Annotated in this window: 16 protein-coding genes; 8 read left to right on the plus strand and 8 right to left on the minus strand. The window is 54.6% G+C overall.

What is annotated here, in order from left to right; genetic code table 11:
- Window positions 1-97: 97 nt before the first annotated feature.
- The 5 genes from ADICEAN_RS04790 to ADICEAN_RS04810 all read right to left on the minus strand — a co-directional run bounded on the left by ADICEAN_RS04790 (window position 98) and on the right by ADICEAN_RS04810 (window position 4,104).
- A complete protein-coding gene (locus tag ADICEAN_RS04790) occupies window positions 98-1,321 on the minus strand; it encodes a S8 family peptidase (protein WP_009194404.1) in 1,224 nt (407 codons plus the stop codon).
- 485 nt (window positions 1,322-1,806) lie between these two features.
- Window positions 1,807-2,160 (minus strand): 50S ribosomal protein L19, encoded by a 354-nt coding sequence (rplS, locus tag ADICEAN_RS04795; protein WP_009194405.1) that lies wholly within the window; start codon window positions 2,158-2,160, stop codon window positions 1,807-1,809.
- Window positions 2,161-2,311: 151 nt separating this feature from the next.
- Entirely contained in the window at window positions 2,312-3,016 is a 705-nt protein-coding gene (trmD, locus tag ADICEAN_RS04800) for a tRNA (guanosine(37)-N1)-methyltransferase TrmD (RefSeq protein WP_009194406.1), read from the minus strand.
- Window positions 3,016-3,540 (minus strand): ribosome maturation factor RimM, encoded by a 525-nt coding sequence (rimM, locus tag ADICEAN_RS04805; RefSeq protein WP_009194407.1) that lies wholly within the window; start codon window positions 3,538-3,540, stop codon window positions 3,016-3,018. The genes trmD and rimM overlap by 1 nt, the downstream gene beginning before the upstream one ends.
- Window positions 3,541-3,549: 9 nt before the next feature.
- Window positions 3,550-4,104 (minus strand): 30S ribosomal protein S16, encoded by a 555-nt coding sequence (locus ADICEAN_RS04810; protein ID WP_009194408.1) that lies wholly within the window; start codon window positions 4,102-4,104, stop codon window positions 3,550-3,552.
- Window positions 4,105-4,370: 266 nt separating this feature from the next.
- Between ADICEAN_RS04810 and ADICEAN_RS04815 the strand changes: the two genes are divergently transcribed.
- The 3 genes from ADICEAN_RS04815 (at window position 4,371) to lpdA (ending at window position 10,509) form a co-directional block, all read left to right on the plus strand.
- Window positions 4,371-7,259, plus strand: coding sequence for a 2-oxoglutarate dehydrogenase E1 component (locus ADICEAN_RS04815; protein ID WP_009194409.1), 2,889 nt, complete (start codon window positions 4,371-4,373; stop codon window positions 7,257-7,259).
- 87 nt (window positions 7,260-7,346) lie between these two features.
- Window positions 7,347-8,987, plus strand: a complete 1,641-nt coding sequence (odhB, locus tag ADICEAN_RS04820) for a 2-oxoglutarate dehydrogenase complex dihydrolipoyllysine-residue succinyltransferase (RefSeq protein ID WP_009194410.1) — start codon at window positions 7,347-7,349, stop codon at window positions 8,985-8,987.
- A gap of 118 nt (window positions 8,988-9,105) precedes the next feature.
- The gene (gene lpdA, locus ADICEAN_RS04825) at window positions 9,106-10,509 is read left to right on the plus strand and encodes a dihydrolipoyl dehydrogenase (RefSeq protein ID WP_009194411.1); all 1,404 of its coding nucleotides are present in this window, start codon (window positions 9,106-9,108) and stop codon (window positions 10,507-10,509) included.
- A gap of 96 nt (window positions 10,510-10,605) precedes the next feature.
- On the opposite strand, the gene ADICEAN_RS04830 is transcribed toward lpdA, so the two are convergent.
- The gene (locus ADICEAN_RS04830; RefSeq protein ID WP_009194412.1) at window positions 10,606-11,346 is read right to left on the minus strand and encodes a hypothetical protein; all 741 of its coding nucleotides are present in this window, start codon (window positions 11,344-11,346) and stop codon (window positions 10,606-10,608) included.
- A gap of 187 nt (window positions 11,347-11,533) precedes the next feature.
- Window positions 11,534-14,836: a VPS10 domain-containing protein gene (locus ADICEAN_RS04835; protein ID WP_009194413.1), complete on the minus strand. Its 3,303-nt coding sequence runs from the start codon at window positions 14,834-14,836 to the stop codon at window positions 11,534-11,536.
- Window positions 14,837-15,270: 434 nt separating this feature from the next.
- On the opposite strand from ADICEAN_RS04835, the gene ADICEAN_RS04840 reads away from it, so the two are divergent.
- The 5 genes from ADICEAN_RS04840 (at window position 15,271) to ADICEAN_RS04860 (ending at window position 21,107) form a co-directional block, all read left to right on the plus strand.
- Entirely contained in the window at window positions 15,271-16,470 is a 1,200-nt protein-coding gene (locus tag ADICEAN_RS04840) for a hypothetical protein (RefSeq protein ID WP_009194414.1), read from the plus strand.
- A gap of 36 nt (window positions 16,471-16,506) precedes the next feature.
- Window positions 16,507-18,165: a hypothetical protein gene (locus ADICEAN_RS04845; protein WP_009194415.1), complete on the plus strand. Its 1,659-nt coding sequence runs from the start codon at window positions 16,507-16,509 to the stop codon at window positions 18,163-18,165.
- Between the two features lie 407 nt (window positions 18,166-18,572).
- Window positions 18,573-19,370: a hypothetical protein gene (locus tag ADICEAN_RS04850; protein WP_009194416.1), complete on the plus strand. Its 798-nt coding sequence runs from the start codon at window positions 18,573-18,575 to the stop codon at window positions 19,368-19,370.
- Between the two features lie 340 nt (window positions 19,371-19,710).
- On the plus strand, window positions 19,711-20,490 hold the full coding sequence (locus ADICEAN_RS04855; RefSeq protein ID WP_009194417.1) for a hypothetical protein: 780 nt from the start codon (window positions 19,711-19,713) through the stop codon (window positions 20,488-20,490).
- 224 nt (window positions 20,491-20,714) lie between these two features.
- Window positions 20,715-21,107, plus strand: coding sequence for a YybH family protein (locus ADICEAN_RS04860; protein WP_009194418.1), 393 nt, complete (start codon window positions 20,715-20,717; stop codon window positions 21,105-21,107).
- A gap of 97 nt (window positions 21,108-21,204) precedes the next feature.
- Here the strand turns inward: ADICEAN_RS04860 and ADICEAN_RS04865 are convergent, their stop codons facing one another.
- Window positions 21,205-24,342, minus strand: coding sequence for a WD40/YVTN/BNR-like repeat-containing protein (locus tag ADICEAN_RS04865; protein ID WP_009194419.1), 3,138 nt, complete (start codon window positions 24,340-24,342; stop codon window positions 21,205-21,207).
- Window positions 24,343-24,646 lie beyond the last annotated feature (304 nt).

A 24,646-nucleotide genomic window follows, 5' to 3' on the forward strand; every position in this document is an offset into this window, starting at 1 on the left:
CTCGGAAAACAGGCCAGTTCGCTGCAAAGATAATAAAACAAGATAGCCGCTCCCGTAGGAGCGGCTATTTATTAGTGGATCAGGGATGTAAATCTGCTTAGCGACGTGCCAGGCGATCGGCATTTCCGTCGGGATCGCCCGTTACATAGCCTCTGGTGTTTACCGTACCACTGTTTACCAGCATGATGCCGGCTACGTGTGGCGTGGCCATGGAAGTACCGCTAATGGTTCTGTACCCGCCATTGAGCCAGGTAGAGTAGATGCTTACGCCCGGAGCGCAAAAGTCAATGGGCGGGTTGGCATAGTTGGAGAAAGAAGCAAAGCGGTCGTTGCTGTCATGGGCCGAAACGGTGCGGATGCGGCTGCCATTGGCACGTGCCGGCGATACGTTATTGGCATTTTGTGACTCGTTACCGGCAGCTACGGCAAACCAGATGCCCTGGTTAGAGGCATTGATCACCGCCTGATCCAGCGTGCTATAGGCGCCACCACCCAGGCTCATGTTGGCCACATCACCGGAGTAGGCATTGCGGCTTACCCAATCCACACCGGACAGAATGCCTGACATGGAGCCACTGCCCTGTGCATTCAGTACCCGTACCGATACCACGGTAGCACCGGCCGCTACGCCTACTACCCCTATGGTATTGTTCTTGGCCGCAATGGTGCCGGCTACGTGGGTGCCATGGCCATTCTGGTCATCGGCCGTACCGCCTACAAATGAGCGGCTGTAGCTGGTGTTCACATTCAGGTCTGGGTGGTCCAGGTCAATGCCGGTGTCCAGTACCCAGGCCCAGTAGTAGCCATTGGCATAATTAACAGCACCGCCTACCCGGCTAATGCCCCAGGGGGTAGACTGCGCCTGTACGCTGGCATTCTCGGCTGGCTGGCTTTTTACCTGATTGAGCTCCACGCGCATGTCGGCCTCTATACGGTCTACCCGATCATCGAGCTTCAGGGAGGCTACTTCTTCTTTAGAAAGAGTAGCGGCAAAGCCGGCCAGGGTAGCGCTGTACACATGCTTGAGGTTTTCGGCGCCGATGCTGTGCTTGCGCAGAATAGCATCTACCCCTTCGCTTACTTTGCGGTGATTGGCTTCAAAGGCTTCTGCCTTATCTTCCCGACTGGCAAAAGATTTGTCGCGTAATTGGCGGGCAGAGTTAGTACCATCCTCCTTCAAAACCACGATGTAGCTGCCTTCAATAATGGCCGCATTTTGCTGAGCATCCTGTATGTCCTGATCAAGGGCTTGTTCCTGATCGGTATTACAGGCAGAAGTGGCGAGGAGAGCGCCCAGGCACAGACCGGCCACGGCTCTCATTGAAAAATGAGTGTTGAACATTGAAAAATTGGTTAAAATTGGAAAATTGTAATTTTTGGACAGTTGGATATCCAAGACCAAAGTATTTTATTCTGCTGAAAGATCAAAATTATTAACTAAATTTTGTCAATTTCTTTTTTCAGCCCCTTTAATTAGTGCCACTATAACAATTAGCACTAAAATATCAATGTTGCAACATATTGTACTTTATAAAGATAAAGCAAAATTATTCAGTTCAGTTTAGCAATTAGTATTCGATTACATCTATACATTATTATTTTGAAAATATCTTGTAATGCAAAATTTAATTTGTTTTAAAAGTCATAAAAATGGCATATTGATTCGAAATATAGACGTTATGCAATCGATTTCGGTATCTAAGCTTCATCATTAGCCTCAGTCATAATTTCATCAATTAAATAGGTACCAAAACAAAAAAGCCTTGCATTGCTGCAAGGCTTCTGTAAAATGCTTTAAGGTAGGTACTATACCAGTTCTTTGATCCTGGCTGCTTTGCCCTGACGGCCACGCAGGTAGTACAGGCGGGCTCTTCTTACGCGTCCTCTGCGCACCAGCTCGATCTTGTCGATGTTGGGTGACAGCAGGGGGAAGATACGCTCTACACCTACACCGTTGGAAACTTTACGCACGGTGAAGGTCTCACCATTGGTGCCGGAATTCTTGCGCTGGATAACGGTACCCTGAAACTGCTGGATACGCTCTTTGTTACCTTCGCGGATCTTAACGTGTACATTTATTGTATCGCCGGCCTTGAAAGAAGGAAGGTTTGTCCGCACTTGCTGGTACTCCTTCTCTACAAATTTTATAAGCTCGCTCATATCGCTATAATTTTCTGCCTCCGTAAAAGGAATCGCAAATATAAGAGTTTTTTTTCTTTACTTGATGCTAGTACATTAAAATTTTACAACAAGCTGCTGCCAACTGGGTGTAAAGGGTTCCGGGAGCCACTTCTTCTCAGAAGGGGCGCTCTTAGTTACCGGCCTCAGCGGAGCTGCTGCCGTCCTGCAGCAGATCGGGCCGTCGCTGCTGCGTGCGGGCTACTGCCTGTTGGTGGCGCCAGTCCTCAATCCTGCCTTCATGCCCGCTTAGCAGCACCTCGGGCACCTTCCAGCCCCTGAAATCGGCCGGACGGCTATAGACCGGCGGCGCCAGCAGCCCATCCTGAAAGGAATCACTCAGGGCCGAGGTTTCGTCGTTGAGCACACCGGGCAGCAGCCGAATGATGCTATCAGAAAGCACCGCCGCCGCCAGTTCTCCCCCGCTCAGCACATAGTCGCCTATGCTGATCTCCCGGGTGATAAAGTGCTGCCGTACCCGCTCATCTACTCCTTTGTAATGGCCGCAGAGGATCAGCAGGTTCTTCTTCAGGCTTAGCTCGTTGGCAATGCCCTGGTTGAGGGTTTCGCCATCGGGGCTCATGTAGATGAGCTCATCGTAGGAGCGCTGGGCCTGCAGCTCTTCAATGCAGCGTACAATGGGCTCTATCTGCAGCACCATGCCGGCACCACCGCCATAGGCATAGTCATCGACTGATTTATGCTTGTTGGTGCTGTAGGGCCGCAGATCATGCACAACCACCTCTACCAGGCCCTTGTCCTGGGCCCGTTTTAGGATGGAGTGCGAAAAGGGACTGTCCAGCAGGCGGGGCAGTACGGTTATGATGTCGATGCGCATCAGGCCTCCAGGTAAATATCCAGTAAGCCTTCGGGCAGCTGCATGTGCAGTTCCTGCTTTTCCCGATCCAGGCGTACAATCAGTTCGTCATGCAGGGGCACCAGTATTTCAATGCCCGCCCGATCGGCCACCAGCAGATCCTGCTGCCCGCTGATCACCTCGCTGATGGTTCCTACCTCGCCGGAAGTAACATCCACTAGCCGAAAGCCGATGATCTCATGGTAGTAAAAGGCATTGCCCTCCAGCGGCGGCAGGGCTGCCAGGGGCAGGTAGAGCTCCCGGCCTGTCAGGCTGCCGGCGGCTTCCACACTGTCTACTTCCTCAAATTTGAAAATGGCTTTCTGAGCCTGCACATTTACCCCTTCAATAAAAAAAGGAATCAGTTGTCCGCCCTGATCGACGAACACTGATTCCAATTCTGTATATAAGGAAGGATCATCAACATCCAGAAAAACTGCTACCTCGCCCCGTAAGCCATGTGGCTTCTGTATGGTACCTAACTGGTAACACTCTTCCTTACGCATGCCAGTTCCTTATTCTGCAGCCGTTTCGGTAGCCTCGCCTTCTTGGGCAGCTCCTTCTTCTCCGGCAGCACCTTCTTCTTCACTTGCATTAAGGGCCGCATTGGCTTCCTCCTGCTTTTTGCGCAGGGCTTCGGCACGGGCTTCTTTCACCTTGGTCTCTGCCTCCAGACGGGCTTTGGCAGCAGCATCGCGCTGAGAGGCCAGTTGCTCGGTTTTGCCCTGGATCTTGCCTTGTTTGGCTTCCAGCCAGTCGGCCAGACGCTTATCGGCATCTTCCTGGGTGATGGCGCCTTTGTTTACACCAATTTGCAGGTGCTTGCGCATCAGAATGCCCCGGTACTTGAGCATAGCGGCTACGGTATCAGAGGGCTGAGCGCCTTTCATTACCCAGTCAAATGCTTTTTCGGTATTGATATCTACCGTAGCGGGGTTTGTATTGGGGTTGTACACACCAATCTTCTCGATAAAGCGACCATCCCGTGGTGCTCTAGCGTCGGCAACGACTACATCGTACATTGCGCGTTTCTTGCGGCCTCTGCGGGCCAGACGAATACGAACTGCCATAAATTATATAGTATAGATTCGGTGCGGAACACGTCCGCGCTGAACAGGGGGCAAAGATAGAAAAATATCCGGAAGATTCCCAAGGAGTTAGCCAGGGGATCTGCGTGTTAAACATTCAATTGCTCGAAACACTTTTTTGCTTTCTGCTTTACTATATTGTAGGCGCTCCTGCCAAAATATCGAAAATATCCAATATTCGCCTATGCGAATATGCGGTTTTGCTTAGTGTACCAGATTCTTTAGCTTTGTCCAAACGATTTTTAGCAATGGATAAATTCTCATACATAGCCAACGCCCACGGCCACTACCTAGAAGAACTCTACCAGGCCTATCAGGCGGATCCCCAGTCGGTAGACCCCAGCTGGCAAAAATTCTTTGAAGGCTTTGATTTTGCCCAGCAGGCCTTTCCCATGCTGCCCGGGGGCGAATCTACCGCCGAGCGCAACGGCCAGCAAACAGCTGCATCGCCCCGTGCGGCCGATACTCCTGCAGCTGCTGCACCCGCTATCTCCAGCGGCAATGCCAAAGAGCTGAACGTAAGCCAGCTGATCCATGCCTACCGCAGCCGCGGCCACCTGAAAAGCAAAACCAACCCGGTGCGCGAGCGACGCAACCACAAAGCCTATCTGGATATTACAGACTTTGGCCTGACCGAAGCCGATCTGGATCAGGAGTTTGATGCCGGCAAGGAAATTGGTATTGGCCGTGCCCCCCTGCGCAAGATTGTAGAAGCGCTGCGCTACATCTATGTAGGTACTGTGGGCTTTGAGTTTATGTATATCCGCAACCCGGACATGCTGGAGTGGTTCAAGAACAAGGCCGAAGAAGAAGCCCTCAAGTTCAACCCCCCGCTGGAAGAAAAGAAACAGATCCTCAAAAAGCTGAATGAGGCCGTGGTGTTTGAGAACTTTCTGCACACCAAATACCTGGGACAGAAGCGCTTTTCGCTGGAAGGGGGCGAAAGCACCATCCCGGCCCTGGATGCAGGCATTACCCGCGCCGGCGAGCTGGGCGTAAAGGAAGTAGTGATTGGCATGGCCCACCGCGGCCGCCTCAATGTGCTGGCCAACATCATGGGCAAAACCTACGAGCAGATCTTCAACGAGTTTGAGGGCGGCTATGACGTAGACCTGACCATGGGCGATGGCGACGTAAAATACCACATGGGCTACAGCAGCCAGGTAGATGTGGGCGGCAACCGGGTTGACCTGAAACTGGCCCCCAACCCCTCGCACCTGGAGGCGGTAGATCCGGTAGTGGAAGGCTTTGCCCGCGCCAAGATCGACTGGCAATATAATAATGATGTAAACAGCACGCTGCCCATCCTCATCCATGGCGATGCGGCCGTAGCGGGTCAGGGCATTGTGTATGAGCTTATTCAGATGAGCAAGCTCAAGGCCTATGCCACGGGCGGCACCATTCACTTTGTGATCAACAACCAGGTGGGCTTTACCACCGATTATGATGATGCCCGCTCCAGCATTTACTGTACCGATGTAGCCAAGGTGGTAGATGCCCCCGTGCTGCACGTAAACGGCGATGATCCCGAGGCGGTGGTCTTCTGTATGAAGCTGGCCGTGGAATACCGCCAGAAATTCAACAACGATATCTTCATTGACATGGTGTGCTACCGCCGCCATGGCCATAATGAGAGCGACGAGCCCAAATTCACCCAGCCGCAGCTCTATAATATTATCAGCAAGCACGCCAACCCGCGGGAGTTTTATAACAAGCGCCTGATGGAGCGCGGCGATGTGGATGCCCAGCTGGCCCAGCGCATGGATGAGGAATTTCGCCAGCTGCTGCAGGACCGCCTGGACATGGTAAAGCAAAAACCCCTTCCCTACCAGTATCAGGAGCTGGAGCAAGCCTGGCAAAGCCTGCGCCGCTCCAAGCCCGAAGATTTTGAGCAGTCGCCCGAAACTGGCGTAGCCCAGGAGGTATTGCACAAGGTAGCCGAGGCACTGGTAAAGGTGCCGCAGGGCTTCCGCCCCATCAAGCAAATTGAAAAGGCCCTGGTACAGCGTAAAGAAATGTTCTTTGAGCAGAAAGAAGTAAACTGGGCCGGCGCCGAGCTGCTGGCCTATGGCTCACTGCTGGAGGAGGGAAATATGGTGCGCCTGGTAGGCCAGGACGTGGAAAGGGGTACCTTCTCGCACCGCCATGCCGTGTTGCACGATGCCAAGACCGGCCAGGCCTACAACAGCCTCAATCACATTCGGGAAGATAACTCCGAACCCTTCCGGGTCTACAACTCCCTGCTGAGCGAGTATGCCGCCATGGGCTTTGAGTTTGGCTATGCCATGGCCAACCCCCATGCGCTGGTGATCTGGGAAGCCCAGTTTGGCGACTTTGCCAACGGTGCCCAGGTGATGATCGACCAGTTTGTGACCCCCAGTGAAAGCAAGTGGCAGCGCATGAACGGTCTGGTACTGCTGCTGCCCCACGGCTACGAAGGCCAGGGACCCGAGCACTCCAGCGCCCGCCTGGAGCGTTTTCTGCAGCTATCGGCCGAAAACAACATCATCGTTGCCAATGTAACCGAGCCGGCCAACTTCTTCCACCTGCTGCGCCGTCAGCTGGCATGGCCGTTCCGCAAGCCCCTGATTGTAATGTCGCCCAAATCGCTGCTGCGCCACCCCCGGGTGGTAAGCCCCATGAGCGAACTTACAGAAGGACGCTTCCGGGAAATATTGCCCGACAGCAAGGTGCGGGGCGAGGGGGTAAAGCGCGTACTGCTCTGCTCCGGCAAGGTGTACTACGATCTGCTGGAGCGTCAGGAGAGCGAGAAGCGCCAGGATGTAGCGATCATTCGCCTGGAGCAACTGCACCCCTTCCCGCAAAATGCCCTGGATGCCGAGCTGGAAAACTATCCCAATGCCGAGCTGTTCTGGGTACAGGAAGAACCCGCCAACATGGGCGCCTGGAACTTTATCCTGCGGGTATACCCACGCCCGGTGCGCTTCATTGGCCGCAAGGCAAGCTCATCGCCTGCCACCGGCTACTACAAGGTGCACAACAAGGAGCAGGAAGAGCTGATAAACCGCTCCTTTGCCATTGATCAGGCTCCCGAATTACCCGCTACCGATGCAGGGCCTGTGATGCAGGCCGAGCCTCGCCAGGCCGAACCTGACCACCGAAACAAGTCAAAGTAATTTTTAAGCAGGCTGAAAAGCAAAAGAGGGGTACCCTCTCCTGCTTTTCAGCCTTATCCATACCCTAAAGTACCTACCTACAATACCATGAGTCTAGAAATAAAAGTGCCCACGGTGGGCGAATCCATCTCGGAAGTTACCATTGGCCAGTGGTTCAAACAAGACGGCGACTACGTAGAGCGCGACGAGAACATTGCCGAACTGGAATCAGACAAAGCTACCTTTGAGCTAGCTGCCGAGCAGGCCGGCATTCTGCGCATTAAGGTTCAGGAAGGCGAAACCGTACCCATTGGCGAGGTAGTGTGTGTGATTGAAACGGGTGCGGCACCGAGTGCGGCCCCGGCCGGTGGCAATGGCAGCGCCAAAGCCGAAGCCAAACAGGAAACACCCAAGCCGGCCGATCAGGGCGCTGACAGCAAACCAGCCCCCGCCGCCAATGCCCAGGGTGGCAGTAGCCAGGGACAACTGATAGACATGGTAGTACCAACCGTAGGGGAGTCGATTACCGAAGTAACCATTGGCCAGTGGCTGAAGCAGGATGGCGATCCTGTACAGCTGGATGAGGTGATTGCCGAGATCGAATCCGACAAGGCTACCTTTGAGCTGCCGGCCGAGGCCGCCGGTGTGCTGCGCATTAAAGCACAGGAAGGCGAAACCCTGCAAATTGGCGCCCTGATCTGCCAGATCGAAGCAGGCGCCGGCCAGTCCGGCAGCGGATCAGGCGCACAGGGGGGTAGCAGCCAGCAGACCCAACAGCAAAGCGCTCCGGCGCAGGGCCAGCAGGCTCAGGCCGCTTCACAAGGGGGCTATGCCAGCGGACACCCCTCTCCGGCCGCCGGCAAGATCCTGGCCGAAAAAGGCCTTAGTGCCGATGCCGTTAAAGGCACAGGCGTAGGCGGCCGCATTACCAAAGAAGATGCCCAGAATGCACAGGCGGGCACCCAGAAATCTGCCCAGCCGCAACAGCAGCAAGCCGCAGCCTCATCAAAAGAGCAGGCGCCTGCCGCTACTACCGCCAGCCAGGGCAACCGCCAACAGAACCGGGAGCGCATGAGCTCACTGCGCCGTACCATTAGCCGCCGCCTGGTAAGTGTAAAGAACGAAACGGCCATGCTCACCACCTTTAATGAGGTGAACATGAAGCCCATCATGGACATTCGTAGCAAATACAAAGATCAGTTCAAAGAGAAGCACGAGGTAGGCCTGGGCTTTATGAGCTTCTTTACCAAAGCCGTAACCGTAGCGCTGCAGGAGTGGCCGGCCGTAAATGCCCAGATCGATGGCAACGAGATCGTGTACAATGATTTTGTAGATGTATCCATTGCCGTATCCAGTCCCAAAGGCCTGGTGGTGCCCGTGGTGCGCAATGCCGAGAGCATGAGCTTTGCCCAGATCGAAAAAGAGATCCTGAGCCTGGCCAAAAAGGCCCGCGATGGCAAGCTCAGCATTGAAGAGATGCAGGGCGGCACCTTCACCATCACCAATGGGGGAGTATTTGGTTCCATGATGTCGACTCCCATCATCAACGCCCCGCAAAGCGCCATTCTGGGCATGCACAACATAGTGGAGCGTCCGGTGGTGGAAAACGGCGAAATTGTGATCCGCCCCATTATGTATGTAGCCCTGAGCTACGACCACCGCATCATTGACGGCCGGGAGTCGGTAAGCTTCCTGGTGCGCGTAAAACAACTTCTGGAAGATCCGACCAGGCTGCTGCTGGGCGTTTAATACTTGTTCAATGTATAGGGGATAGCCCCGGCCGCTGAAACTAGCGAGGGAATTAATTCCCTCGCTAGTTTCAGCGGCCGGTCTCACTACCCAATACCAACTACCCAATACTAAACAAATGCAATACGATGTAACCGTAATCGGTTCGGGACCCGGAGGCTATGTGGCGGCCATTCGCTGCGCACAGCTGGGCCTCAAAACCGCACTCGTTGAAAAATATACTTCCCTGGGCGGCACCTGCCTCAACGTAGGCTGCATTCCCAGCAAAGCCCTGCTCGATTCGTCCGAGCACTTCTTCAACGCCTCTCATACCTTTCAGGAGCACGGCATCGAGCTGAAAGACCTGCAGGTAAACCTGGGCCAGATGATCGGCCGCAAGCGGGAAGTGGTGAAGCAGACCGTAGCCGGCATCGACTACCTGATGAAGAAGAACAAGATCGATGTAAAGACCGGCATGGGCTCGTTCGTCGATAAGAATACCATTAAGGTTACGGGTAGTGAGGGCAAGGAAGAAACCTTCCAGACCAAAAACACCATTATCGCCACCGGCTCCAAGCCCATGGCCCTGCCCTTTATCCCCCAGGATAAGGAGCGCATCATTACCAGCACCGAAGCCCTGGAGCTGAAGGAAGTGCCCAAGCACCTGATCGTTATTGGCGGCGGGGTCATTGGCATGGAACTGGGCTCGGTATACGGCCGCCTGGGTGCCAAGGTAACCGTGGTGGAATTCCTGGACCGCATCATTCCCGGCATGGATGCTGCCTTGGGCAAAGAACTGCAGCGGGTGCTCAAAAAACAGCTGGGCTTCGATTTAAAACTCAGCACCAAAGTGACCGGCGTAGAGCGCAAAGGAGATGAAGTAGTGGTGCGGGCCGAGAACAAAAAAGGCGAGCAGCTTGAAATAACCGGCGATTACTGCCTGGTATCCGTAGGCCGCAGCCCCTATACCCAGGGCCTTGGCCTGGAGAAGGCAGGGGTAAAAGTAGATGAGCGCGGCCGTGTGGCCGTAGACGATCACCTGCGCACCAATGTAGCAGGCATCTATGCCATTGGCGATGTGGTGAAAGGCGCCATGCTGGCCCACAAAGCTGAAGAAGAAGGGATATTTGTAGCCGAAACCATTGCCGGCCAGAAGCCACACATCAACTACAACCTGATTCCCGGCGTGGTGTATACCTGGCCCGAGGTGGCGGCTGTAGGCTACACCGAAGAGCAGCTGAAGGAGATGGGCCGCGAGTTTAAATCCGGCAGTTTCCCCTTTAAAGCCTCCGGCCGTGCCCGTGCTTCTATGGATACCGATGGCTTTGTAAAAGTACTGGCCGATAAGCAAACCGACGAGATCCTGGGCGTACACATGATAGGTCCCCGCACCGCTGACATGATTGCCGAGGCCGTGGTAGCCATGGAGTTCCGTGCCTCTGCCGAAGATGTATCGCGCATGAGCCACGCCCACCCCACCTTTACCGAAGCCCTGAAAGAAGCATGCCTGGCCGCTACGGAAAATAGGGCGTTGCACATATAACCAACAGCATCCTTCTGTAAAGTCATCAGATAGAAAAGCACTACTCCTATCAAAAAGGGTAGTGCTTTTTACTTTTTATCTATTGAACCCTACTTTCTAAGAGAAAGTGATTTCCGAAGTTTCAATCTCATTGCTGCTTTGCAATTTCCGGTCGACTATTCTGAGTTTCAGTTTAATGGTTTTGCCAGCAAAAGTTTGTCTAAAGGAACGACTGGTAAGATTATAGGTGATTTCTCCTTTGTACAGCCCATCTAACAGCAGCTCAAATCCACTACCTAAATCTGGAACTTTAATCCGCTGACCGGAACGCGCATAGTTTTCTAAGCGCGGCAATCGGCCATGTAAGTTTATATAACAATAAGCCCCTCCCAACGTTAAATCGAAGAGTTCAAAATCATTTCCCTCCTTTACGTACAAATCTACGAAGATATTATAAAAGAACTCATTCTTTTGGACATACACCGTATCTTGAAAAGGAAGGCTATCCCGTATCACATAATCATCGCAGTTAAAGGAAGGGAGGGTAGGCAAATCGCCTATTTTTATGAGATCGGTCCTATAGATATCCTGTGTTGTAGTCATCTGGCCATTCTCCAGGTAAAAGAGATAAAAGGAATGGTATGGAGGCGCTATTTCATCCCAGCGTAAACCTATATCTCCACCCCCATCCACAAAAGAAAAGGTAACCTTTAATGTATCGAGTAAACTTGGGTTGTTTTGATTCCGAAACTCAAATTCTTTGAAGGATATCACTGGAATATCAGAAGGAATGTCTTCCTCCTTTTCGCAGGATAAACATATTAATGTTACTAGAACTAGAAGTAAATATTCCCTCATAATGGCAAGTATAAGATAGCTCTACGCTTTAAGGGCGTGATGTTGGAAATCTTGTGAAAGATCAAACAAATATATACCATTTGTTAATTTATTCATAGCCTTAAAATTTTGCCATCATAAAGGCAACTACTTCTTGATCCGATATGAAAAAAGGCGCCAATAAGAATCTGGCGCCTTTTTTCTATGCTTATTGCTCTGTCCATTCCGGCCAACGGCCCGGGGTGTAGGGCGCACCGGATAGCTCCAGCTTTTTCTGCAGGGCGTCTGCCTGATCGGCGATCTCGCGCAACTGCCTAAGCACCGGGCCAAACTGCCGGGCCGCAATGGCATAGGATTCACGGTAGGCCTGCGGAGGGGTGGCCGTACTGGTCCACATGCCGTACTGCAGGGTACCGACGCGGTCGGCAATGGAGGGGGGCGTTTCGAACTGCAGACGGGCACGCACATCGTCACCGGTCAGTAGTAGTTTTACCTGCAGCAGGCGGCGCTGCAGCTGGTATATTTCCTTTAGGGCCTCAGCAGGTGGGGCGGGCATGTCCATCACTGCATTTTGCATGTGCGTAAGGTTGGCAAAAAGCTCCTTCTGGATGTTGGTAGCCGCGCTTACGGCTTTGGTCATGCGGCTGATATTCTCGGTAAACTCCTTGTACGCCTGCCAATCCTGCGCCTGAAAGGTAGCTTCGCCCAGCGCCTTCACCCGGAAGCGCTTCTCCTCGGTGAGCGGGCTTAGTACCCCATCTTCATATTTGCTCAGGCTTACCCGGTACTCTCCGGGGATGGCCAGCTGCCCTTTGGGTGCAGAGCCAAACAATTCATCGGGGGCGGGCACGGTACGGTTGGTCACCGGCGCGGGCACATTATGACGAAAATCCCAGACTATACGCTGCAATCCTTTTTTGGCTGGCGCTTTTAGATGGCGCACTACATTGCCTTCCCCATCGGTGATGGTAAAGAGTAAGTAAGGCTCGGGCTGGTCCCCTTCCAGGCGCAGGCTGTCCAGGCTGGGGTAGTAAATACTTTCATTTCGATCTAGGGCCGCTTTCTCCAGCTCCCGGCGACGGCTGCGCAGGGTCTTGGGTTCTTCGCGCAGGTAGTAGGTAAAGACAGGTCCTACCGGTGGGTTGGCTGCTGCAAAATAACTGCTGCCCAGATGGCCTTTGTCGCGCAGGCCCAATGGATAGCGTTCTACAAATAACCAGCTGTCTTTTATGGGAAGTATAGCTGCAGCTTGGGCAAAGCTTTGCTCGTTAAGCGTCCGCAGGGGGGAATAATCATCCAGCACATAAAAGCCCCTGCCAAAGGTACCCAGCACCAGGTCGTTTTCCCGGCGCTGAATCTCGATATCCCGCACGGCAATGGTAGGCAGGCCGCTTTTAAGGGGCACCCAATTGCTGCCGCCATCCTGGCTAAAGAATACGCCAAACTCGGTGCCGCAAAACAGCAGGTTGGGGTCTACATGATCTTCGGCAATGGTATACACGCTGCCCCGCTGGGGAAGGCTGGCATGCAGGGGCCGCCAGCTTTTACCCCCATCGCTGGTTTTGAACAGGTAGGGCTTAAAATCGCCGTAGCGGTGGTGGTTAAAGGCCACGTAGGCTACATTTTTGTCGTGGAGGGAGGCAATTACCTGGTTCACATAGCTTTGGCGGGGCGCACCGGCAATATTGTCGATCTTCTGCCAGTTTTGGCCGCCATCGCGGGTCAGGTGCAGCAGGCCATCGTCGGTACCTACCCAGAGCAGCCGCTCATCCAGACCGCTTTCGGCAATGGTGGTAGTCTGTCCATAAATGTCGGTAGAGCCGTTTTTTGCAATGGCATCCACGCTCCATATCCTGCCCATCATGGGCAGGCGGTTGCGATCGATGCCCCGGCTCAGGTCCGGACTGATGGCACGCCATGAGCTGCCCTGATCGTCGGTGCGGTATACCCTGCTGGCCCCAATGTAGAGGCGCTTGGGCTGGTGTTGCGAGATGAGCAGGGGCGAATCCCAGTTCCAGCGCAGGGGTTCTTCCCCCTCGCCTTCCATGGGCTTGATGTAGAGGTACTCGCCACTGCGGCGGTCGAAACGCACCAGGCCGCCATGCTGGCTCTGGGCATAAATGATGTTGGGGTCGGTGGGGTCTACCTGGCTTTCGAAGCCATCGCCAATGCTGGTGATGTACCAGTCGGCATTCACAATTCCATTGCCGCTGGTGGTGCGGCTGGGCCCGCCCAGGCTCAGGTTGTCCTGGGTACCGCCGTGGATGTGGTAGAAGGGTTCGGCATTGTCGGTGGCCACTTTATAGAATTGCACTACCGGCAGGTTGGGCTTAAAGTGCCAGGTTTTGGCAAAGTCCCAGGTTTCGTAAATACCTCCATCACTACCAACCAGCAGGTGATTGGTGTTTTTGGGGTTGATCCAGATGGCGTGGTTGTCGATGTGCTTGTTGAGCTCGCCCAGGTTGCGCACCGTTATGCCCCCATCGTCGCTTACCTTGTACCACACATCGGTAATGAAAATACGGTCCGGGTTCACCGGATCGCAGGTTAGCTCCTGGTAATAATTGCCACTGGTAAAGGTGCCGCTCTGGCGCTTCCAGCTGGCACCCCTATCGGCCGAGCGGTAAATGCCCCCCTTATCCTCCGGCGCTTCTACCACAGCATAGACCACGTCCGGATTGGCCGGCGACACATCGATGCCGATGCGGCCCACATCACCACCGGGCAGGCCGCCTTCCAGCTTTTTCCAGCTCTGGCCCCCATCGGTGGTTTTGAAAAGGGCCGATTCGGGCCCGCCCCCGATGTAGGTAAAGACCGAGCGCTGCCGCTGGTGAAAGGCGGCGTAGAGCGTATTGGGATCGCGGGGGTCCATCACCAGATTGTTGCAGCCGGTATAGGGGCTTACTTCTTTCATGAGCTTCCAGCTCTGGCCGCCATCGGTGCTTTTGTATACGCCCCGCTCGCCGCCATTGCTCCAGAGGGGGCCATAGGCCGCTACCCAGATGATGTTGCTGTTGGTAGGGTCTACCAGTATGTTGGCAATGTGCTCGGAGTTTTTCAGACCCATGTTTTGCCAGCTTTTGCCGCCGTCCAGGCTTTTATACACCCCATCGCCATAGCCTACCGAGCGCTGGTTGTTGTTTTCGCCCGTACCAACCCACACGGTGCTGGGGTTGGAGGGGTCCAGGCTTACGCAGCCAATGGAGTAGCTCCCCTGCCCGTCAAAGAGCGGTTCGTAGGTAGTGCCCCGGTTTTCGGTTTTCCAGACGCCCCCTGAAGAAGAGGCCACATAGTAGAGATCCGGACTCTGCGGATGCACGGCAAAATCGGAGATACGGCCCGAAGTAACCGCCGGCCCCACGCTTCTGAACTGAAGTGCCTGATAGGTATCAGACTGGAGATGCTGAGGCTTTTCGGTTGTTTTCTGATTGGCCTGCTGCTTTCGGGACTGGGCATCGGCCGGCAAGGCAACAGCCACCAGCAATACACTGGCAAGGAATAAATGGCGCATAACGCTAAGCGAGTGGTGTAAAAAGTGAAAGAATCTGGAAGAACATGGTAAGCAGCAGGGCAGCTTCCTCTCCTGGAATCTGGACTATGGAAATCAGCCGCCGAAAAGCTATCTCCTTCATTCAGGAACCGACCCTAAGGTAAAAAATTAGCCCCTGATCTACAACAGACTGCCAGCGGTCAGAGCCAGATCAAAAAAGGGGTGTCTCTCCGCCAAAACATCTAAACTGTTAAGAGGCCGGCTACAAGCTGCCAGATAAAGAAAGTTGTAAAGGCCCTCTTATACGCGCCATTAGATAGGTACGCCCTTCCAGTGTAGGCGGCCGACTAATGAGAAGGCTCCTCCTGAAGAGGAGATTGCGTCCCGAGAATATCAAAGAATTCATTTTATCGCACAAAACCTTTATATTGTGCCAAAACCACCCCTTATCCACTATGGGTTCACTTGTAATTCCTAAAACCGAGGCGGCTCCGGCCCTGGCCAATGACAGCGGTGCCCACATTCCCCTCTACCTCTATGCCACCGTGCTAGCCTCTATCAGCATTATGGTAGGGCTGGTCTGGGACATTTCCTGGCACATGAGTATTGGGCGGGATGGCCTGCTGTCGGCCCCGCACCTGGCCATTTATTTTGGCGGCGTGCTCGCCGGGATCTTTTCCGGCATTCGCGTGCTAAAGATCAGCTTTGCCGGCACCCCTAAGCAACGGGGCGAAAGCGTTAAGTTCTGGGGTATTTTTTACGGCTCCCTGGGTGCCCTTTTCTGCATCTGGGGTGCCTTTGCCATGCTTACCTCGGCGCCCTTCGATGACTGGTGGCACAATACCTATGGCCTGGATGTAACCATTCTATCGCCCCCGCATACCGTACTGCTGCTGGGCATGATCACCATACAGTTTGGCGCCATGCTCAGTGTGCTTTCCCGCCAAAACAAAACGGCGGCCCACTTGCTGCCCCCTACGGTGAAGCTGCTGCTGAATGTGCTCTTTGCCCTTTCCTCCGGCTTCTTGCTGGCGATGGTATTTACCATGGCTTCGGAATACCTGGGCCGGCATGATATGCATGGGGTACTCTTTTACCAGGTAGCCTCCCTGCTGTTTCCGCTGCTGCTGGTAGCGGTGTCTATTTCCTCCATCAGCCGCTGGGGCGCCACACAGACGGCAGCGGTGTATATGGTATTTATGATGCTGATGGTCTGGATTTTGCCCCTGTTTCCGGCAGAACCCCTGCTGGGCCCGGTGCTAAATCATATTGATCATTTTCAGGCCTTTGATTTTCCCCTGCTGCTGATTGTGCCGGCCCTGGCCATTGACCTGATTAGCCAGCGGATGAGCCATAAAAACAGCTGGCTGCGGGCGCTGGCCTATGCAGTTGCCTTTCTGGCTACCCTGCTGCTGGTGCAGTGGCCGTTTGGCGATTTCCTGATGTCGGAATGGGCCCGTAACTGGTTCTTTGGTACCGAAACCTGGTACTTTGGCTCCGACCCCAACTGGGAGTTTCGCTATGCATACGGCCCCTGGATGGTTAGTAGCGGACTGGAGCTGCTTAGCGGACTGGGCATTGCGCTGGGAATAGGGCTGCTCTCCAGCCGCCTGGCCATTGCCTGGGGCGGCTGGATGAAACGGGTAATGCGCTAGTGCTCCTGCTGGCTTTTTAGTTTTAGACCAATCAACATGAAAAAATACCTTTTCTTTCTTTCCCTGGCCTTGGTGGCGCTCATCAGCCAGGGTCATATCGGCAGCCCGGGCGTAACGCTGGAAGGCAGTGCCGGCCCTTACCGGCTTACGGTACTGGTAAGCCCGCCAGAAGTAATTCCCGGCACCGCTACGGTAGATGTGTACCTGCAGGCCGAGGGCACCGAAGCCATTTTTCTGAAACCTATTTACTGGTATGCCGGGGGCGAAGGCACCCCCCGGGCCGATGAAGCCCTGCCGGTAGCCGGCGAGCCAGGCCACTACCAGGGCCAGATCTGGCTGATGAATGGCGGCACCTCAAGCCTGGAGGTGGAAGTGGTAGGCAGCCAGGGCGAAGGCAAGCTGCTGGTGCCGGTAATGGCGGTCTCTACCGCACAGAACAGCATGGACCCCAGCCTGGGGTGGGTACTGGCAGGCCTGGCCCTGTTTCTGGTGATCCTGATGGTGACCATCATCAGCGCCAGCAGCAGCGACGGGCTGGTAAAACCCGGGGCCCCGGTACCCTCTAACCTGCGCCGCAAGCGCTGGGTGGGGGCCATAGCCGGCTTTGTGGTGCTCTCCCTGATGCTCTGGGGCGGTAAAAGCTGGTGGGATAGCTGGGCCAGCAACTATCAGCGGTTTTTATACAAGCCTTTTCAGGCACAAACTACTGTAGAAGATGCCGGTGACCGCCAGCTAATGCGCTTCCAGATCGATTCCGGCCGGATCAACACCCTGTACCTGACGCGCCGGCTGAGCTACCTCATGCCCGACCATGGCAAGCTGATGCACACCTTTCTGATCCGCTCCGGCAGCCTGGATGTATTTGCCCACCTGCACCCCCAGCGCCGTGATACCCTTACCTTTGAATCCGTGCTGCCACCGCTGCCGGCAGGTCGTTACCTGCTCTTTAGCGATATTACACGCTTGAGCGGCTTTAGCGAAACCATACCCGATACGGTAGATATACCCGCGCCCAGTGAAGCGCTGCTGGCGGCCTGGTCGGACTCCCTGCTCATGGACCGCGATGACACCTATTATGTTACCAGCGCCATCACCCCCAGCAGCCAGCAGGCTAAGCTACCCGGCAGTGACATTATTGTCTGTGGCAGCCCCGGCATGCAAACCACGCTGGCCGATGGCTCTACCGCCACCTGGGAGCTGCCCAAAGAGCAGAAGTTTCTGGCCGGCAAGCTCTATTCCCTCACCTTTGCCATACAGGATCCGGAAGGGAAACCAGCCCAACTGGAGCCTTACCTGGGCATGATGGGGCATGCAGTAGTTTTTAAGGAAGATGCCAGCGTATACATTCACCTGCATCCGGTAGGCACCTATTCCATGGCTTCTCAGCAAACCATGCTGGCCCGCTTCCAGAACGAGAGCGGCCCTGTGCAATGGGATAAGCTGCCCAAGCCGCAGGTATTTGCCGATAGCATTGACCGGATGGTGGCCAGCCTGAATGCCCTGCCGGCTGCCGAGCGGGAAAAGCGGCTGATGGGCGATATGGAACATGGCAGTCTCAGCGATCCGGAGCATCCCGAGCATGCGGTGGTTTCCTTCCCCTATTCCTTTCCAAGTGCAGGCCGTTACCGGGTATACCTGCAGATGAAGCGGGAAGGCAAGATCTTAAACAGCGCCTTTGATGTGACGGTAGAATAAACTGCCGACTCCGAAGCTTCACTGCTATCCCGTATACGAACCAGCCCTGCATCCCCTGCAGGGCTGGTTCATTTATAGGCGGCACCTGTATACGGGTTAGTGCCTGTGGCTCAGATTCCCGGGTAGCCAGTTCAACAAGCAATGCCTCACTCAAAGCCGGCGCCTGAGACCATGTTTTTTGTCACTGGCGTACTATTTGGCAAGAAATAGTGGCTATCCCTAACAATTCGCTCATATTCTGATAACAATTAGGAAGAACAGCGAGTATCTATAAGAACTGCCTGCTTAGGCCGGAGATACACTCCCTTTGGCCGTTCCCGCTGCAGAGAGCAGCTGCTGCCGGGCATATTACCGGGCAATTGCCTGAAAGCTGCCAGCAGCCTGGCCTATTCCTAACCCTCGCTCCGATGACGATCCGCTTACGTCCAAATTACATCATCTACCTCTTTGGAAGCATCATTGCCCTTCTGATCCTTGCCCATATTGCCGGCTTGGTCATCTTCTATTACTTCCGGCATACCGGCTCCTATTATACCCTGGAGTATTTTAATTTTGCCAGCGAAAATAACTTCCCTACCTTTTTTTCCAGCATGCAGCTCCTGTGCTGTAGCCTGGTGCTTGCCCTGATCGCTATCATACACAAGAAAAGAGGGCTCAAGTGGGTATGGCACTGGGCTGGTCTTTCTGCCCTTTTTCTGTTCATGAGCCTGGATGAATCCCTGATGATCCATGAGACCGTTTCCATAAAAACCCGGCAGTACATGAACCTGCAGGGCGAGAATTTCTTTGTCTGGATCATCCCCTATAGCCTGTTGGTGCTGCTGGTGGGAATTGCCTACCTCCGCTTTCTATTCGGGCTGCCCCTTTATGTGCGGCAACGGGTTATCCTGGCTGCCGCTGTTTTTGTAACAGCCGCTATTGGTCTGGAGGCGGTAGAGAGCTATTACTTTACTATAACCGGCGTGCTCGACTTTAACTTTGCCATGCTTATTGCGCTTGAAGAAGCCATGGAGATGATCGGTATCCTGCTTTTCCTGTATACCCTTTTCCACTACATCGCCTACCATCTGAAGGGAGTTGAGCTACACCTGAAGTCCGAAGCAGCGGCCATTCCCTTAGCGCCGGTAGCCAGGCAGAAGTCCCATCCCACCCTTTCGGAGCCCGGCATGCACCCCCAGCTGGCTTCTCAGGGACGCATTTCCTAAGGCTGGTTCAGCAATGGGTGCCCCCCTCCCGGCAGCTGGCGGGCTTGCTACGAAGGGTTCCGCCCTTAAGGTTGCACCATAGGTAGCCCGTTATGGGTTAAAAAAGGGTAGATTCAAAAAAATTATTTTACAAACTGCTGCCTATTATGCTGGAATTTGGCAGCAAAATCTTAACTTTTTCGTAATACAAAAGTAATAGGTATAAAGAGGTCACAGGGCGTTTCTTCAACCTCCTGCTCTAGTTTGAAAGTGGCAACCGGCATGATCGGGCGGGGGTGTTCAGTATACTACCACTGCTGCACTATTTTTTTTGAAACCGAGCTTTATAATTTTTCCCTATATGCTAATCACAAGTAAGCCAAAAACGGTATTTGGTATTCTTTGCAGTGTAATTGCCCTGTTGCTGATCATGCACCTGATCTTTGGCGTATATGCCAACTATTACCTGAATGCCACGGCCTATGGCCTGGTGGATCTCTTTAATATGGATCAGGAGCATAATATTCCTACCCTCTTTTCGTCGCTGATGCTGCTAACCTGCTCCCTGCTGCTGCTGCTAATTGCAACCGCCAAGCGCAAGGACGGTAATAAAGAGCACTGGTACTGGCATGGCATGGCGGCAGTTTTTCTTTTTCTATCGGTAGATGAGATCACCAGCCTGCACGAGCGCTTCAACGGCCCCATCAGAAATGCGCTGGAAACCTCGGGTGCCCTCCATTTTGCCTGGGTAATCCCTTATGCGCTGCTGCTGCTTGCACTGGCAGGCCTGTATGCACGCTTTGTATTTAAGATACTGCCCGGGCAGACCCGTACCCTCATGATCCTGTCGGCAGCCATTTTTATAGGGGGTGCGCTGGGGCTGGAACTCCTGGGCAGTTACTACTTTTCCAAGACCGGTGAGATAGACCTCACCTTTGCCCTTATGGCTACTGTTGAAGAGGTAATGGAAATGTTTGGGGTAGTGCTGTTCATTTACACGCTTATGCGCTACCTGGCTACCGAGCACAAAAGCCTTTACTTTCATGTGGGCTCCGATCGGGAGGAAGACCTTAGCCCTGCCACATCGCCCGCATACCCCTTGCGCAATGGCGAGCGTATTGCGGTAGAAAGCAGACAATAGAGCCGCAGGCGGGCAGGCCGTCGTATACAAATAAAGCATCACCGGAGCCGGGAGTTACTTCTGATTGAAGCGCTCCCGGCTCTGTTTTTTTGGTGCTCGCCTGCGCTTTTGGCAAAAATGAGATACTGCATCCGCCTGAAAATCAGCCCAGAAACTACTCCATTTATGCTATTTTTTATATCTTAGGTTCAATGATTTTTTTCACTCTCTAACCCATTATTTTTATGATCAGCACCAGCACCGACATTAGCGCAGCCATCCGCAAGGCCAATGATGCTTTTGAGGCCACCTTCTCAAGAGGCGATGCCAACGGCATGGCCGGGCTCTATACCGAGCAGGGCAGCCTGTTGCCTACCGGCACCCAGATTATTCAGGGACGGGAGGGCATTCGCCACTTCTGGCAAAGCGCCATGGATGCGGGCATTAAAGAAGCCCGCCTCAACACCCTTGAGGTAGAAGAACAGGGAGATACCGCCATAGAGGTGGGCCACTATACGCTTAAGGGAGAAAACAGCACCCCCATTGACGAAGGCAAGTACCTGGTGGTCTGGAAGCAGCAGAACGGCAACTGGAAACTGCACAAAGACATCTGGAACAGCAACCAGTCACCCGCCTGATACCGGCCATTTTCTTCTGATCTCAAGATTACTCCTAAAAAAAGAGGTACAGCTTTGGCTGTACCTCTTTTTGATTGGATCAAGAACATAAAAGCGCCTAGCGTGGGCTTACTGGCTCACTCAGCTTTACGGCATCTACCTGTTTCTGGCGTACCAGCTCATTAAAGGCCGGGAGTTCCTGCTGGCGAATCTGGTACCATTTGGCCAGTTCGGCATCAATGGCGGCTGTTATTTCCTCTTTAAACGCATAGGCCTGCCGGGGTGGGCGGCTATCAGAGATGCTGTAGAGCGAGTTCAGGTGCGCCAGCTTGTTGGTAAGCCGGATGGGGTAGTTCAGGGGGTCCTGTCCGCTACGGTTCTTGGTCTGGTACAGGGCTTCTTCCACCTTCGTCATCTTAGTATCCAGCTCCCTGGCGGCCTTTAGCACCTGCTGCATGCTGCTGTCTGCGCCGATGCGGCTGCGCAGGCTCTCCAGCTGCTTGCGCACGCTGCGCATATCGGCAATGGCCCCATGGGCTTCGCTTACCTTATCCCGCACCGACTTCAGAAAATCAAACTGCGCCTGCAGGTCTCCTTGTGTGGCCTCAATGCGCGGATCGGGCAGTATGGTAAAGCGCTGCTCCTGCACCTGATCGCCCAGCTGCAGACGCACGGTGTACTCACCGGGCACCGCCTTGGGGCCCTGCAGACCGGCCCACCAGAGCACCATACCCTCAAAATCTTTGCCTCCCTCGTAGCGCATGTCCCACACAAAGCGGTTCAGGCCCGCTTTCAACTCCTCCAGCTTAACCTTCTTATCCTTGGCATCGGTGGAAAAGGAGCGGATGAGCGCGCCGCCGGGCTCCAGAAACTCCAGCTTTACCTGCTGGGCCGAATCGGGCTTCTGCTTCAGGAAGAAGTGGACCATGACCCCGCCGGGGTGGTTGGTGCCGGCCGAGCGGTTACGCAGGTTCTGCCCGCCCTCCATGCGGTAGCTGGGCATGGGTTTGAACAGATGAGCAGGGCTGCTGCTTACCTGAGCGCTGAGCTGGTGCAGAGGGGTAAGGTCATCGATGATCCAGAGGCTGCGGCCCTGGGTGGCCACAATCAGGTTATCCTGTTTCAGGGCAAGGTCGGTAATGGGCACCATGGGCAGGTTGAGCTGAAAGGGCCGCCAGCTGGTGCCATCATCAAAGGAGATGTACATGCCGCTTTCAGTACCGGCATAGAGCAGGCCCTGCCGCTTGGGGTCGGCCCGCACCACCCGGGTAAAGTGTCCGGCATCAATGCCACCGGTAATACGGGTCCAGGTTTTGCCATAGTCTTTGGTGCGGTAGAGGTAGGGCTGGTAATCGCCCAGCTTGTAGCGGGTACCGGCCACATAGGCGCCCCCCTTCACAAAGGGGTCTGGCTCTACGCTGTTGAACATCATCCACTCGGGCATGCCGGCAGGGGTTACATTCTGCCAGTTTTTACCCCCATCGCGGCTCACATGCAGCAACCCATCATCCGAACCGGTCCAGATCAGGCCCGGCTCGTAGGGCGATTCCGCTGCGGCAAAAATGGTCCCGTAGTACTCTACGCTGGTATTGTCTTTGGTAATGGGGCCGCCGGAGGGGCCCAGCTTGCTTTTATCGTTGCGGGTAAGGTCAGGGCTGATGGTTTCCCAGCTCTGGCCCCCATCCCGGGTAGTATGCAGGTGGTTGGAGGCTGCATAGAGCATGTCCTTCTGGTGGGGGGAGAAAAAGATGGGGAAGTTCCACTGAAAGCGGTACTTCATGCCCTCGGCTCCATGCCCCATGGGATTGTCGGGCCAGACGTTTACGGCCTGCTCCACCCCTGTTTTGTGGTTGAGGCGGGTAAGGTATCCCCCATAGCTGCCGCCATATACCACATCGCTGTCGGTGGGGTCTACGGCAATATGGGCGCTCTCTCCGCCGGCGGTCTCTTCCCAATCCCGCTCACCAATGCTGTTGCCGCGGCTGCGGTGCGAGATGCGGATGGTGGAGTTGTCCTGCTGGGCGGTGTAAATACGGTAGGGAAAATGATTGTCGGTCTCCAGCCGGTAAAACTGGGCCGTTGGCTGGTTGTGGTAGGTGCTCCAGTTCTCTCCCCCGTCAAAGCTCACCTGGGCGCCGCCATCGTCGGCTATCACCATGCGCTGCGGGTCTTCGGGGGCTATCCAGAGGTCGTGGTGGTCGCTGTGCGGCGACATGTGCGAGGAGAAGGTCTTGCCCCCATCGCCGGAGATGTGGTAGGCCACATTGAGCACATACACCTTATTGGCATCCTTGGGATCGGCATAAATGCGGGTATAGTACCAGGCGCGCTGGCGCAGGGCCCGGTCGTCGTTGAGCTTCTGCCAGCTTTCGCCCCCATCGTCGGAGCGGTATACCCCCCCCTCGTTGGCTTCAATGATGGCCCATACCCGCTCTGGCTGCGCCGGTGAAGCCGTAATGCCAATAATGCCGCGCGGGCCTTTGGGCAGTCCCCTTTTATCGCTCAGCTTTTTCCAGCTATCGCCGCCATCGGTACTTTTCCAGATATCGGAGCCCTCACCGCCGCTCTCCAGGCTATAGGGGGTACGGCGGATGCGCCAGGTGGTGGCGTACAGAATGCGGGGATTGGTAGGATCAAAGGTAAGGTCTACGGCGCCGGCGTTTTCATTGGCAAAGAGTATACGCTGCCAGCTCTTGCCCCCATCGCGGCTGCGGTATACGCCCCGCTCCTGCGTGGGTTTGTACAGATCGCCCATCACGGCGGCATAGACCAGCTCCGGATCCCGCGGGTGAATGCGGATGCGGCTGATGTGGCGGGAATTTTCCAGGCCTATGGCCTTCCAGCTTTTGCCGGCGTCTACCGACTTCCACATGCCGTAACCGTAGCTTACATTGCCCCGCACGGTTTTTTCGCCCCCACCCACATAGATCACATTGGGATCGTACTCGCTTACCGACACCGCCCCTATGGAGCCGCCAAAGTAGCCGTCGGAGATGTTATGCCAGCTCTGGCCACCATCCTGGGTGCGCCATACCCCCCCGCCGGTAGCCCCAAAATAGTAGAGGTTGGGCTGGCTCGGCACACCGGCCACCGCTGCCGAGCGGCCACCCCTGAAAGGGCCCAGGTGGCGGTATTGCAGGCCATGGTAGAGAGCGGTATCAAATTGCAGGGTATTGGCTGGGGCTTTTTTACGCTGCGCCTGGGCAGGCGCCCCCATCAGGACAAGCAGCAAGAGCGCCAGAAAACAGGAAGGCATCCGGTACATAAAAAAAGAAGAAATTGGTTCGGGTAGGAAGATAGCAATTTTTTTGGCTAGCAAACCAGTCCCAAGCCGGGCATTTAAGGGGGTGGGTCTGGCAGGGAACACAAAAATAGCTAATGTTTTACCGATCCTTTTTTAAAACACTAGCCACCCATCCCGGTTCATCTTTGCAGACCTACTCCTAAAAGAGCGGTTTGTAAGCTTTGCTTTTCAGCGGAACCCCAAATGGCAGGGCATGCGTGCGCCAGCCCGGACTTATGTATTCCCACTGATGCAGTTACTTTTTCTGCCTTGCCTC

Source organism: Cesiribacter andamanensis AMV16 (assembly GCF_000348925.1).
GTDB classification, from domain to species: domain Bacteria; phylum Bacteroidota; class Bacteroidia; order Cytophagales; family Cyclobacteriaceae; genus Cesiribacter; species Cesiribacter andamanensis.

Coding starts and splice junctions, on each gene's coding strand:
- lpdA (WP_009194411.1), top strand. CDS start 9,106: ATGCAATACGATGTAACCGTAATCGGTTCGGGACCCGGAGGCTATGTG.
- ADICEAN_RS04845 (WP_009194415.1), top strand. CDS start 16,507: ATGAAAAAATACCTTTTCTTTCTTTCCCTGGCCTTGGTGGCGCTCATC.
- ADICEAN_RS04855 (WP_009194417.1), top strand. CDS start 19,711: ATGCTAATCACAAGTAAGCCAAAAACGGTATTTGGTATTCTTTGCAGT.
- rplS (WP_009194405.1), bottom strand. CDS start 2,160: ATGAGCGAGCTTATAAAATTTGTAGAGAAGGAGTACCAGCAAGTGCGG.
- odhB (WP_009194410.1), top strand. CDS start 7,347: ATGAGTCTAGAAATAAAAGTGCCCACGGTGGGCGAATCCATCTCGGAA.
- ADICEAN_RS04850 (WP_009194416.1), top strand. CDS start 18,573: ATGACGATCCGCTTACGTCCAAATTACATCATCTACCTCTTTGGAAGC.
- ADICEAN_RS04835 (WP_009194413.1), bottom strand. CDS start 14,836: ATGCGCCATTTATTCCTTGCCAGTGTATTGCTGGTGGCTGTTGCCTTG.
- ADICEAN_RS04840 (WP_009194414.1), top strand. CDS start 15,271: ATGGGTTCACTTGTAATTCCTAAAACCGAGGCGGCTCCGGCCCTGGCC.
- ADICEAN_RS04865 (WP_009194419.1), bottom strand. CDS start 24,342: ATGCCTTCCTGTTTTCTGGCGCTCTTGCTGCTTGTCCTGATGGGGGCG.
- ADICEAN_RS04790 (WP_009194404.1), bottom strand. CDS start 1,321: ATGAGAGCCGTGGCCGGTCTGTGCCTGGGCGCTCTCCTCGCCACTTCT.
- ADICEAN_RS04815 (WP_009194409.1), top strand. CDS start 4,371: ATGGATAAATTCTCATACATAGCCAACGCCCACGGCCACTACCTAGAA.
- rimM (WP_009194407.1), bottom strand. CDS start 3,540: ATGCGTAAGGAAGAGTGTTACCAGTTAGGTACCATACAGAAGCCACAT.
- ADICEAN_RS04860 (WP_009194418.1), top strand. CDS start 20,715: ATGATCAGCACCAGCACCGACATTAGCGCAGCCATCCGCAAGGCCAAT.
- ADICEAN_RS04810 (WP_009194408.1), bottom strand. CDS start 4,104: ATGGCAGTTCGTATTCGTCTGGCCCGCAGAGGCCGCAAGAAACGCGCA.
- trmD (WP_009194406.1), bottom strand. CDS start 3,016: ATGCGCATCGACATCATAACCGTACTGCCCCGCCTGCTGGACAGTCCC.
- ADICEAN_RS04830 (WP_009194412.1), bottom strand. CDS start 11,346: ATGAGGGAATATTTACTTCTAGTTCTAGTAACATTAATATGTTTATCC.